At 62.1% G+C, this 12680-nt stretch carries 10 protein-coding genes; 7 read left to right on the forward strand and 3 right to left on the reverse strand.

Annotated features, from left to right (window positions below):
• The first annotated feature begins 2 nt into the window (after positions 1 to 2).
• Genes VQ575_RS14355 through fabI form a run of 4 tightly spaced genes read left to right on the forward strand, consistent with a single transcriptional unit; the run spans position 3 to position 4523 of the window.
• Positions 3 to 1076: a microcin C ABC transporter permease YejB gene (locus tag VQ575_RS14355; RefSeq protein WP_039589923.1), complete on the forward strand. Its 1074-nt coding sequence runs from the start codon at positions 3 to 5 to the stop codon at positions 1074 to 1076.
• A gap of 1 nt (position 1077) precedes the next feature.
• Positions 1078 to 2097, forward strand: a complete 1020-nt coding sequence (locus tag VQ575_RS14360) for an ABC transporter permease (RefSeq protein WP_039589922.1) — start codon at positions 1078 to 1080, stop codon at positions 2095 to 2097.
• A 1-nt stretch (position 2098) separates the two neighbouring features.
• Positions 2099 to 3709, forward strand: a complete 1611-nt coding sequence (locus VQ575_RS14365; protein ID WP_039589921.1) for an ABC transporter ATP-binding protein — start codon at positions 2099 to 2101, stop codon at positions 3707 to 3709.
• 19 nt (positions 3710 to 3728) lie between these two features.
• A complete protein-coding gene (fabI, locus tag VQ575_RS14370) occupies positions 3729 to 4523 on the forward strand; it encodes an enoyl-ACP reductase FabI (RefSeq protein ID WP_003202751.1) in 795 nt (264 codons plus the stop codon).
• 52 nt (positions 4524 to 4575) lie between these two features.
• Here the strand turns inward: fabI and VQ575_RS14375 are convergent, their stop codons facing one another.
• Entirely contained in the window at positions 4576 to 5508 is a 933-nt protein-coding gene (locus VQ575_RS14375; protein WP_039589916.1) for a LysR substrate-binding domain-containing protein, read from the reverse strand.
• A gap of 61 nt (positions 5509 to 5569) precedes the next feature.
• Positions 5570 to 7174: an alpha,alpha-trehalase TreA gene (treA, locus tag VQ575_RS14380; RefSeq protein ID WP_325917742.1), complete on the reverse strand. Its 1605-nt coding sequence runs from the start codon at positions 7172 to 7174 to the stop codon at positions 5570 to 5572.
• 147 nt (positions 7175 to 7321) lie between these two features.
• Between treA and VQ575_RS14385 the strand changes: the two genes are divergently transcribed.
• Entirely contained in the window at positions 7322 to 8623 is a 1302-nt protein-coding gene (locus tag VQ575_RS14385) for an SDR family oxidoreductase (RefSeq protein WP_325917744.1), read from the forward strand.
• A gap of 17 nt (positions 8624 to 8640) precedes the next feature.
• Here the strand turns inward: VQ575_RS14385 and VQ575_RS14390 are convergent, their stop codons facing one another.
• A complete protein-coding gene (locus VQ575_RS14390; protein WP_198726338.1) occupies positions 8641 to 10641 on the reverse strand; it encodes a sigma-54-dependent Fis family transcriptional regulator in 2001 nt (666 codons plus the stop codon).
• A 180-nt stretch (positions 10642 to 10821) separates the two neighbouring features.
• On the opposite strand from VQ575_RS14390, the gene VQ575_RS14395 reads away from it, so the two are divergent.
• Both VQ575_RS14395 and VQ575_RS14400 read left to right on the forward strand, forming a co-directional pair.
• The gene (locus VQ575_RS14395; protein WP_045156339.1) at positions 10822 to 11844 is read left to right on the forward strand and encodes a Gfo/Idh/MocA family oxidoreductase; all 1023 of its coding nucleotides are present in this window, start codon (positions 10822 to 10824) and stop codon (positions 11842 to 11844) included.
• Entirely contained in the window at positions 11841 to 12632 is a 792-nt protein-coding gene (locus VQ575_RS14400) for a TIM barrel protein (protein WP_198726342.1), read from the forward strand. The genes VQ575_RS14395 and VQ575_RS14400 overlap by 4 nt, the downstream gene beginning before the upstream one ends.
• Positions 12633 to 12680: the final 48 nt, after the last annotated feature.

The raw sequence follows: 12680 nt of genomic DNA on the forward strand, positions 1-12680 counted from the left end.
CGATGCTGGCCTACATTTTTCGGCGGTTGCTGCTGATCATCCCGACCCTGTTCGGCATCTTGCTGATCAACTTCGTCATCATCCAGGCCGCGCCCGGCGGGCCGGTAGAGCAGATGATCGCCAAGCTCGAAGGCTTCGAAGGCGCTACCAGCCGCATTGCCGGCGGTGGTGCCGAAGTGTCGGTGGCCGGTTCCTCCTACCGCGGTGCCCAGGGCCTGGACCCGGCGCTGGTCAAGGAAATCGAACGCATGTACGGCTTCGACAAGTCGGCGCCCGAACGCCTGTGGATCATGATCAAGAATTATGCGCGCCTGGACTTCGGCGACAGCTTTTTCCGTGACGCCAAGGTCATCGACCTGATCAAGGAAAAGATGCCGGTGTCCATTTCGTTGGGGCTGTGGAGCACCCTCATCATGTACCTGGTCTCGATCCCCCTGGGGATCGCCAAGGCCACGCGGCATGGCAGCCATTTCGATGTCTGGACCAGCTCGGCCATCATCGTCGGCTACGCGATCCCATCATTCCTGTTCGCCATCCTGCTGATCGTGGTGTTTGCAGGCGGCAGCTATTTCGATTGGTTTCCACTGCGGGGGCTGACGTCCAACAATTTCGACGAGCTGACCCTGGGGGGCAAGATACTCGATTACTTCTGGCACCTGGCCTTGCCGGTGACCGCCCTGGTGATCGGCAACTTCGCCACCATGACCCTGCTGACCAAGAACAGTTTCCTCGACGAAATCAACAAGCAATACGTGGTCACCGCCAAGGCCAAGGGCCTGACCCGCCATCGAGTGCTCTACGGCCATGTCTTCCGCAACGCCATGCTGCTGGTGATCGCCGGTTTCCCGTCTGCCTTCATCGGGATCTTCTTCACCGGCTCGCTGCTGGTGGAAGTGATCTTTTCCCTCGACGGGCTGGGACTGATGAGTTTCGAAGCGGCCATCAACCGCGACTACCCCGTGGTATTTGGCACGCTGTTCATCTTCACCCTGCTGGGATTGGTGGTAAAACTGATCGGCGACCTGACCTACACCTTCGTCGATCCGCGCATCGATTTCGAAAGCCGGGAGCATTGAGATGAACCTGTCCCCTCTCAATCGCCGTCGTTTCGAACTGTTCAAGGCCAACAAGCGTGGCTGGTGGTCGCTGTGGCTGTTCCTGGTGCTGTTCGTGCTGAGCCTGGGCGCCGAGCTGATTGCCAACGATAAGCCGCTTGTCGTGCATTACGACGACGGTTGGTACTTCCCGGCCCTCAAGCGCTACCCGGAAACCACCTTCGGCGGCGAGTTCCCGCTGGAGGCCAACTACAAGAGCCCGTACATCCGCGAGTTGCTGGCGGCCAAGGACGCCTGGGTGTTGTGGGCGCCTATTCCGTTCAGCTACCAGAGCATCAACTACGACTTGAAAGTCCCGGCCCCGGCACCGCCCTCCTCGGTGAACTGGCTCGGCACCGACGATCAGGGCCGCGATGTGCTGGCCCGGGTCATCTACGGCTTTCGCATCTCGGTGCTGTTCGCGCTGACGTTGACGATACTCAGCTCGATCATCGGCGTGATCGCCGGTGCCCTGCAGGGCTTCTATGGCGGCTGGGTGGATCTCGCCGGCCAGCGCTTCCTGGAGATCTGGTCCGGGTTGCCGGTGCTGTACCTGCTGATCATCCTCGCCAGTTTCGTCCAGCCGAACTTCTGGTGGCTGCTGGGCATCATGCTGTTGTTTTCCTGGATGAGCCTGGTGGACGTCGTGCGTGCCGAGTTCCTGCGCGGGCGCAACCTGGAATACGTGCGCGCCGCACGGGCGCTGGGCATGCAGGACGGCGCAATCATGTTCCGCCACATCCTGCCCAATGCCATGGTCTCGACCATGACGTTCATGCCGTTCATCCTCACGGGCGCCATCGGCACCCTCACCGCCCTGGATTTCCTCGGCTTCGGCCTGCCGGCGGGCGCGCCGTCCCTGGGCGAATTGGTGGCCCAGGGCAAATCCAACCTCCAGGCGCCCTGGCTGGGCATCAGCGCTTTCGCGGTGCTGGCAATCATGCTGAGCCTGCTGGTGTTCATCGGCGAGTCCGCTCGCGATGCCTTCGATCCGAGGAAGTGATATGAACCAGGACAACCTGATCGAAGTACGCGACCTGGCGGTGGAGTTCATTGTCGGCGAACGCCGCCAGCGGGTGGTCGAGGGCGTCAGTTTCGACATCAAGCGCGGCGAAACCTTGGCCCTGGTGGGCGAAAGCGGCTCGGGCAAATCAGTCACCGCCCACTCGATCCTGCGCCTGCTGCCCTACCCGCTGGCCCACCACCCCACAGGGACCATCCAGTATTCCGGCCAGAATCTGCTGGAGTTGAAGGAAAAAACCATCCGCCACATCCGCGGCAACCGGATCGCGATGATCTTCCAGGAACCGATGACGTCCCTGAACCCGCTGCACTCCATTGAAAAGCAGATCAATGAAGTGCTCGGCATCCACAAGGGCCTGAGCGGGAAAGTCGCCACCCGCCGTTCCCTCGAACTGTTGGAGCTGGTCGGCATCCCCGAACCGCACAAGCGCCTCAAGGCCTTGCCCCATGAGTTGTCCGGCGGCCAGCGCCAGCGGGTCATGATCGCCATGGCCCTGGCCAACGAGCCGGAACTGTTGATCGCCGACGAACCGACGACCGCGCTGGATGTCACCGTGCAGCTGAAAATCCTCGATCTGCTCAAGGATTTGCAGGCGCGCCTGGGCATGTCGCTGCTCCTGATCAGCCATGATTTGAACCTGGTGCGAAGAATTGCGCATCGCGTATGTGTCATGCAGCGCGGTTGCATCGTCGAACAGGCATCGTGCGCAGAGTTGTTCCGCGCACCGCAACATCCGTACACTCGGGAATTGCTGGCCGCCGAGCCCAGCGGCAACCCGGCCAACAACGTCGTCGGTCCGCCATTGCTGGAGGTCGAGGACTTGAAAGTCTGGTTTCCGATCAAGAAAGGCCTGTTCAAGCGCACGGTGGATTACATCAAGGCCGTGGACGGGATCCGCTTCAGCCTGCCCCAGGGCCAGACCCTGGGCATCGTTGGCGAGAGCGGTTCCGGCAAGTCGACATTGGGGCTGGCGATCTTGCGGTTGATCGGCAGCCAAGGCGGGATCCGCTTCGAAGGCAACGCCCTGGACAGCCTGACGCAGCAGCAAGTCAGGCCGCTGCGCCGGGAGATGCAAGTGGTGTTTCAGGACCCGTTCGGCAGCCTGAGCCCGCGGATGTGTGTCAGCCAGATCGTCGGCGAAGGGTTGCGGATCCACAAGATCGGCACCCCGGCCGAACAGGAACAAGCGATAATCGCGGCATTGAAGGAGGTAGGCCTGGACCCGGAGACCCGGAACCGCTACCCCCATGAATTTTCCGGAGGGCAACGGCAACGTATCGCCATTGCCCGGGCCCTGGTGCTCAAGCCGGCGTTGATTCTGCTGGATGAACCGACGTCGGCCCTGGACCGTACCGTGCAACGCCAAGTGGTGGAGCTGTTGCGGTCGCTGCAAACCAAGTACAACCTGACGTACCTGTTTATCAGCCATGACCTGGCTGTCGTCAAAGCGCTGAGCCACCAACTGATGGTGGTCAAGCATGGCCAAGTGGTCGAACAAGGTGATGCCCGCAGCATATTCGCCGCGCCGCAACACCCCTATACACAGCAGTTGCTGGAGGCCGCCTTCCTGGCCCCAACAACTGCCGAATAACCTGAAAGAGGAGCAACACATGGGTTTTCTCGCCGGTAAGCGCGTACTGATCGTCGGTGTCGCCAGCAAGCTGTCCATCGCATCCGGCATCGCTGCCGCCATGCATCGCGAGGGCGCTGAGCTTGCGTTCACTTATCAGAACGACAAACTCAAGGGTCGTGTCGAAGAGTTCGCGCAAGGCTGGGGTTCGAGCCCTGAGCTGTGCTTCCCATGCGACGTGGCCAGCGACGAAGAAATCGCCAAGGTCTTCGAAGAATTGAGCAAGAAGTGGGACGGCCTGGACTGCATCGTGCACTCCGTGGGCTTCGCCCCGGGCGACCAGCTGGACGGCGACTTCACCGAAGCCACCACCCGCGAAGGCTTCCGCATCGCCCACGACATCAGCGCCTACAGCTTCGTGGCCCTTGCCAAGGCCGGTCGCGAAATGATGAAAGGCCGCAACGGCAGCCTGCTGACCCTGTCTTACCTGGGCGCCGAGCGCACCATGCCTAACTACAACGTCATGGGCATGGCCAAGGCTTCCCTGGAAGCTGGCGTTCGCTACCTGGCCGGCTCCCTGGGCCCGGATGGCACCCGCGTGAACTGCGTATCGGCCGGCCCGATCCGCACCCTCGCCGCCTCCGGCATCAAGAACTTCCGCAAGATGCTGGCCGCCAACGAAGCGCAAACCCCGCTGCGTCGCAACGTCACCATCGAAGAAGTCGGCAATGCCGGCGCCTTCCTGTGCTCGGACCTGGCGTCGGGCATCAGCGGTGAAATCATGTACGTGGACGGCGGCTTCAACACCACCGCCATGGGCAACATCGAAGAGTAAATCTTCACGCTGCACCCAACGCCGCTTGGCCTGCAAAGGCCAAGCGGTTTTTTTATGCCTGCACCAGCTGCCCAACCGACAGATCCTGAAAACACGCCTCAAGAAACTCGACGCACACCCGCAGCTTCGCCGACTGACTGAGCCGCGTCGGATAGACCGCCCAGACATTGGCACTCTGCGAATAAGCCGGCAGGACCTGAACCAGCCGCCCCTGCTCCAACAGCGGCCCGGCGTCCCACATCGAGCGCAACAGGATCCCGCCGCCACTCAACGCCCACTCCAGGACAATCTCACCACTGTTGGAGGACAACGGGCCGCCGACGCGCACCGTCTCCGGCTGCCCATCCTTGCTCAAGGTCCAGATACCGAAGGCGTTATCGCGCTCCTTGAGCACCAGGCAATCATGATCCTTGAGGTCATCCAGCGAATGCGGCGTGCCCCGTCGTCGCAAATATTCAGGGGATGCGCAGAGCACTCGCCGGTTGCTCACCAGCTTGCGCCCCAGATGCTGGCCCGGCAGGTCATCACCTACGCGGATCTCCAGGTCGAACCCTTCGCCGACGATATCGACAACACGGTCAAACACGTCCAGGCGGATGTCGAGCCCTGGATACGTCTGGGACAGTTTGCCGATGGCCGGCGCGACATGATTGCGGCCAAACCCGAAGCTGCTGCAGATGTGCAATGAGCCGGTGGGCTGATGCCGAGCCCGAGCGATTTCGCCGACAAATTCATCGAAATCACCCAACAATTTTTCCGCCCAGACCCGCACGCGCTCGCCATCGTCGGTCAAGGCGATGCGTCGGGTCGTGCGGTGCAGCAGCCGGGTCGACAGCGTCGACTCCAATACCGAAATACGCTTGCTGATATAAGCCGGCGAGTAACCCAACGCCTCGGCGGCACTGGCAAAGCCGTTTTTCCGGACAACGGCCAGAAACACCTTGAGGTCTTCCGGCAACGGTAATTGATCACGACTTGTGTTCATCGACGCTACCACAGCCCTATTCTTCGCAATTTCGCGAAGAATAGCACTGAAGTAGCCCGGCTCAATTGCCGTATTTGCCGAGCAATTTGAGCGTCACGCCGTTGGTCCAGCCGAAGCCGTCCTGCAATTCATATTCGCCGCCTCCTCCGCCGCTGCCTTGTCCGGACACGTCGTATTTCTCCACCAGCTTGTCTTCCTTGCTATAGAGGTCCTGGACCTGTTGCAGGAAACGGCTGCCAATCTCCCGGGCCAGGCCAGTTTGCCCGTAGCGCTCCAAGCCTTCGACTGCGACCCACTGCAACGGCGCCCAGCCATTGGGCTCGTCCCATTGCTGGCCGTTATTCACCTGGGTGGTGGCGATGCCGCCGGGACGCAACAAGCCTTGGCGCACCGCGTCGGCGGTACGATCGGCACGCTCGCTGGAAGCCAGGCCTGTATAAAGCGGGAACAGCGTCGCGGCAGTGAGCGCCGGGCGCTGGCGGTCCTGCTGCCAATCGTAGTCCACGTAGTAGCCGCCATCGGCATTCCACAGATGCGTCTCGATGGCTCGCTGGCGTTGCTCGGCGCGTTGCCCATAGGCCTGGGTGCACGGCGTGTTCCGTACCGTTTCACAAGCCTTGGCGATGGTGCGCTCCAGGTGATACATCAGGCTGTTCAAGTCCACCGGCGCGATGGAGGTGGTGCGGATGGTCGCCAGGGTCTTGTGATCCCCCAACCAACGGGAGCTGAAATCCCAGCCGCTTTCGGCACCTGCGCGCAAGTCGCGCCAGACGTCTTCCTTGGGTCTGTCGGCTGCCTGTTCAGCCGTCTTGACGTCCTGCAACCACGACTCCTGGCGAGGCGTGGGGCTGGCATCCCAATAGCGGTTGAGCACGCTGCCGTCGGCAAGCTTGACGACATGGCGCCCGGCCTCACCCGGCTTTAGCGTTTGCGCACCTTCCATCCAGTAGGCGTATTCCTTTTGCAATTGCCCAAGGTAGCGTCCGTAAGCCTGCTCACCCTCGATGTGCGCCTGGAGCTCGACCATGTAGGCGAAGAAAGGCGGCTGCGACCGACTCAAGTAGTAGGTGCGATTGCCGTTGGGAATGTGGCCGTAGGTGTCGATCATGTAGGCGAAATTGTCGGTCATCTGGCGAACCTGCGCCCGATCGCCGCTTTGCTCCAGACCCAGCATGGTGAAATACGAATCCCAGTAATACATTTCCCGGAAACGACCGCCGGGCACCACATACGGCTGCGGTAATGGCAGCAGGCTGCTGTATGGCGGGACTTGGGTGTAGGTTCGGCTGAGCACTGGCCAGAGGTTGTCGATGTGCTCCTTGATCGGCGCACCGGGTTTGGGCGTCGGACTTTCAGCCTGGCCGGATTCGATGAAGTTGTCCTTTACGAAGGCGCCGAGATCGAAATCCGAGCTGTCGCGACGTGCCAGGTAATCGGCACGAATCTGCGCGGGATCGCGCTTGGGCAGCGCGTCGACGAAATGTTTCTGGTCCGTGAACAGCTGTTTGCCTTGCACCGCTTCAAACAACTCGGGGTACGCCTGGTCGGGCGGTAACGGGGTGCGACTCTGCGCGTCCTCGTAGCTCCAGGTCGCGGACGGTTGGCTGGAACACGCGGCGCAGAGCAGCGCGGTGAGGGATAGGCTAGCGAGATAAACAGAACGCATCTGAGACTCCTTGATGTGGACACTTCCTACAGAAATGACTGACGGAAATGAGCCACGGTTCACTCGGACTTCCTTTCCTCACTTCGATGGAACCCCTGTTTCACCCCCGCTCTCTATCGCAGAACCAACAGAGCGGAGGTGTTGATCATGATTTCCCCGGCAACCGGCATGAGGGCGGGCGAACGCTACGCCGTCGAGAGCGTCGAGCGAGCGCCGCATTTCCCCGGCTTCTTCCTCGATGGAAAGTATTACCTGGGCCCTGAACTGAACACGTCAGTGGGCTGGCTGGAGGGCGAGAAGTTTATCTATGACCAGCTTGATCCCGAGGGCGAGCCGGTTTACCCCGACAGGGTCGCCGGCACCATCAAAGACCTGACGCTGATCATGGCGGACGGCGTGCGCCTGAAGCTGACGCCCATGCGGCCCGAGATCGACCAGCCTGCAGGCGGAACCGCCTCCAACCGTGAAACCAAGTCGTATCCCTTGGCGGAAAAACTCGTTGTCATCACCGGCGCTTCCAGCGGGATCGGCCGTGCCACCGCGCAGGCGTTCGCCCGGCAGCGCGCACGCCTGGTGCTGGCGGCACGCGACCGTGCCGCACTCGATGAGGTCGTCGCACAATGCCAGGCAGAAGGAGCCAACGCGCTGGCGGTGTGCACCGACGTTACCAGCAGCGAGCAGATGCAAGCGCTTGCCGCCGAAGCCGCGACGTTCGGTGACGGTCGCATCGACATCTGGATCAACAATGCAGGCGTGGGTGCGGTGGGCGATTTCGAGCAAACGCCGCTGGAAGTCCATGAGCAGGTCTTGCAAACCGATTTGCTCGGTTACCTGCGTGGCGCGTACGTGGCCTGGCCGTATTTCAAGAAGCAAAAGCGCGGCATCCTGATCAATACGCTGTCGCTGGGCAGTTGGGTCGCCCAGCCCTACGCGGCGGCTTATTCGGCGAGTAAATACGGGTTGCGTGGTTTGTCCGAAGCCTTGCGCGGTGAACTGGGAGAATACCGGGACATCCACGTCTGCGACGTCTATCCCGCCGTCATCGATACGCCGGGCTTTCGCGATGGCGCCAACTACACCGGCCACGCGCTCAAGCCACCGCCTCCGGTCTACGACCCGCATCGCGTCGCCGAGGCAATGGTCAGTTGCGCCCTCAATCCCAAGCCCACCACCACCGTCGGCAGCGCGGCGGTATTGGCGAGAGCGGCACACTTTCTGTTGCCAGGATTCGCACAACTGTCCGGCTGGCTGACGCGCCGGGGCCTGAACCGCAGCCCGGCATCGGCCACCTCTGCAGGCAATCTGTTCGCCCCACCCAGCGGCCAGCGACGCGTGGAGGGCGGTTGGCGCAAGCCGACGCGGAGGCCCACTCCCTTGCTGGTGGCGGGTGCCGCGTTATTGATTGGCGGATGCCTGGTTGCGTTCGGGCGTGAGCGTGGTCGAGGCTGATGGGGTCTGGGGTTGGATCAGTCCAAGCCCGAACGGAACGCTTCGACCTTGAGCCCGAATCGGCTCATCTTGTTGTACAAACCGCCACGGGATACGTTCAGCTGCCGGGCGGCCAGGCGGATATTGCCTCGCGTGTCCCTGAGGGCTGCGATGATCGCATTCATTTCATGGGTGCCAAGATCCACGGCCGCTCGGGGCGCGGGAGCAGGGTGCCGGGCCGATGGCTGCCCTCCCTGCCTGATTTCCAATGCAAGGTCGTTCGCCTGGATCAGCTCGGTGGCAGCCAGGTTGGTCGCCCGCTCGATGACATTTTCCAGCTCGCGGACATTGCCCGGCCAGTGGTAGGCGCCCAAAAGCTCCAGCGCCTCGGGTGACAGGTCGCGCATGGGTTTTCGCAGCGACCGGGCGCAACGGGCCAGAAAGTGCCGCGCCAGCATCGGCACATCTTCAAGGCGCATCCGCAGCGGGGGCACCGTCAGGCCCAGCACGTTGAGTCGATAGTAGAGGTCCTCGCGAAAGGCGCCTTCGGCCACCGCCTGGCTCAGGTTGCGGTGAGTCGCGGCAATGATGCGAACGTTGACCCGCAACGATTTTTTCGCCCCCACGCGGGTGACTTCGCCTTCCTGCAGGACGCGCAGCAAGCTGACTTGGGCATCGAAGGACATGTCGCCGATTTCGTCGAGGAATATCGTCCCGCCATCGGCCAGCTCGAACTTGCCCGCCGAGCCGCCGCGCGTCGATCCGGTGAATGCGCCTTCGACGTGGCCAAACAGCTCGCTCTGTACCAGGTCCCGGGGAATGGCCCCGCAGTTGACCGCCACGAAAGGCCCACCGCGACGCTCGCTGGCATTGTGGATGGCCTGGGCGAACAGCTCCTTCCCTGTGCCGCTTTCTCCAAGGATCAGGGTGGTCGAGTCGCTGCGGCTGGCGATTCGGCCCAAGTGCAACGCGTCCTGGATGGCGCGGGAGCGGCCCTGGATGGTTTCGAAGGTGTAGCTGGCCTGGGTGCCGATGATGCGCCGGGTGATCTCGCGAATGCGCCGGTTCTCACGCAACGAAACAATACGACCGCCCTGCTCCAGGGGACAGACCGACACCAGGCAGGCCAGGTGGCTGCGATCATGCAGCTCGAACGTGCAATCCAGGTCCCTCACCCCTTCCCCGGCGCTGCGCAGGATTTCACCGCTCAGTTCGGTCTGCCCCAGGCTCTGGAACGGCTTGCCCAGCCAGGCAGGGTCGACACGAAACAACTGCCGGGCGTAATGGTTGAGGGCCTTGATGTCACCGTTTTCGTCCAGCACCACCAAGCCCTCGTTGAGCACTTCCAGGACCGTTTGTTGCTCTTCGAGCAACGCATGTAGCGTCATTTGCCGGGAGACGGCTTCGGCCGCAGCCTGGACGGTGCCCAGGGTGTGGAAGTGAAACCAGCCGGGTTCGGCGGTCAACGTCAACATCGCCAGCGTTCGTCCGTGGGAATCGCGGATGGGCGCGGCGGCGCAATGCATATGCCGTTGGCGCAGGCCGGCGCCGAAGTTTTCCCCGGCCAGCACGTACACCAGGCGGTCCTCAACCAGCGCCAGCCCGGTGCAATTGGTGCCCTGTACCGACTCCAGCAGTCGACTGCCGATCGGCGTGAGGTCCAAGCCACAGAAATACAACGTGGTGCCTTCAGCATCGGTCAGGTTGATATGCCCGTTGGGGTTGTAGGCCAGCAAGCCGCGCATGACCTGCGCAGCAGCGGCAATCAACAATCGATTCGCCGCCAACGTCGCGGTCAACTCAGCGGGCACGACAAAACGGTACTCGCCGTCTTGCGGGTCGAGCCCGGCTTCGACGCTGCGCCGCCAGGAATTCCAGATCACTTGCCTGACACCGGGGGGACGCTCGGTGACGCCCTTCAAGCAGGCTCGCCAAGCCTCATCCAGCGCCGGGCTTGAACCGCCATTCAACGACGCGGGGCCTAGGGCGGTCAGGTAGTCACGGTCTTCAACGTCCAAGGCCATCGGCTGTGCATTCATGACAGGTTCTATGTTCATATTTTCGACATGTCAGTATAGACATGTCATCCAAATGAACATCTCCACGTTCACTAAGCCTATAAACGCTAGTGTTTTCAAGACGTTATAAACTGGCACAGCCCTTGCTCCCATCGGTGTACCGACAACGAGTCGCGAACAACAATAAAAGGGAGTCATTCCATGAGCATGTCAAAAACCATCCGCCTGGGTCTTATCGGTGCCGGTCGCATGGGCAGCTTTCACGGCCTGACCGCCGCTCGCCACATCCCCGGCGCATGCCTTGGCGCCATTGCCGACCCCACGCCTGGCCAGGCCGCGAAGCTGGCGACGGAATTGGCTGTCGAGAAGGTCTACACCGATCCAAGAGACTTGCTGGATGACCCGGATATCGACGCCGTACTGATCGCCGCGCCGGCCCGCAGCCACGCCGAACTGGTGGTCAGCGCGGCGCAGGCGGGAAAAAGCGTGTTCTGCGAAAAACCCATGGCCATCACCCTGGATGAGGCCGACCGCGCCATTGCCGCCACAGCCGATGCGAGGGTGACGCTGCAAGTGGGCTTCAACCGGCGCTTCGCCAAGAGCTTTCGCACCGCACACCTGGACGTGGTTGCCGGCCGAATCGGTACGCCACAACTCCTGCGCTCGTTGACCCGAGATCCGGCATTGAACAACCCCGCCGCCTCGCCGCAATGGGTGATTTTCCTGGAGACGCTGATTCACGATTTCGACACCTTGCGCTACCTCAATCCGGGTGCCGAAGCGATCGAGGTGTTCGTCATGGCCGACGCGTTGATCGCGCCGGATTTCAAACACAAAGGCTTCCTCGACACCGCAGTGGTCACGATCCGATTCGACAACGGCGCCATCGCCACCGCCGAGGCCAATTTCCAGGCGGTGTACGGCTACGACGTCCGTGGCGAAGTGTTCGGCAGCGCCGGCATGCTGACCATGGGCAGCGTCAACGACGGCGATTTGCTGCGCTACCTGGCCAATGGCGTCCAGGCCGACACCCAGCGCATGGACACCGACTTGCTGCGTGACGCCTACGTGGCCGAGCTCAACCACTTCGTCGATTGCGTGCGCAGCGGTGAAAAGCCCCTCGCCAGCGGTGAAGACGCCCGGGCCGCGCTGGCGATCGCCCGCGCCTGCATCGAGTCGTTCCAACAAGGCAAGGCGGTGCGTGTGCAAGGAGCGCTTTCATGAGTGTCATACCGTTCAAGCTGGCGGTCAGCGCCGAGATGGTGTTCCTCGACCTGCCCTTTGTCGAACGCGTCAAACGCATCCATGCGCTGGGCTTCAGCGTCGAGATCTGGAACTGGACGACCAAGGACATCCAGGCCCTTGCGGCAACCGGCGCTGACTTCACCTCCATGACCGGCTACATCGCGGGCAACCTGACCGACCCCGAAGACATTCGGCAACTGCTCGACAGCGCCCGGGAATCCTTAGGCATAGCGACGCAATTGAATTGCCCGAGCCTGAACCTGCACGGCACCGGCCTGGGTGACCGGGGTCTGCCGGTCAAGCCCGTTGGCCAGGCCACCGGCCGCATGTGGCTGAGCGCCTGCAAGACCCTGGAAAAAATCGCCCGCCTGGGTGAAGACGCCGACCGGGTGTTCCTGCTGGAAAATCTCAACACTGAAGTCGACCATCCGGGCACACCGTTCGCCCGCGCCGACGACACCCTGGCGCTGATCGAAGCCGTGGGCAGCCCGCACCTGAAAATGAACCTGGACCTCTATCACGCGCAGATCGGCGAAGGAAACCTGATCGAACTGATCCAGCGCGCCGGCGACGCCATCGGTGAAATCCAGGTCGCCGATGTGCCTGGTCGTATGGAACCCGGCACCGGCGAAATCAACTATCCGGCGATTGCCAGGGCCCTGTCCAACATGGGATACCGCGGTGTCGTCGGCCTCGAAGGTTGGGCCAGCGGCGACAGCGAGCCGGCGCTTGAGCGCTTCAGGCAGGCCTTCACGCTGGATAGATGAGGCCCGTGCCAGCACTTCTCGATGACGTTCACTTCATAACAACAAAAG

It is taken from the genome of Pseudomonas frederiksbergensis, from assembly GCF_035751725.1.
GTDB classification, from domain to species: domain Bacteria; phylum Pseudomonadota; class Gammaproteobacteria; order Pseudomonadales; family Pseudomonadaceae; genus Aquipseudomonas; species Aquipseudomonas frederiksbergensis_A.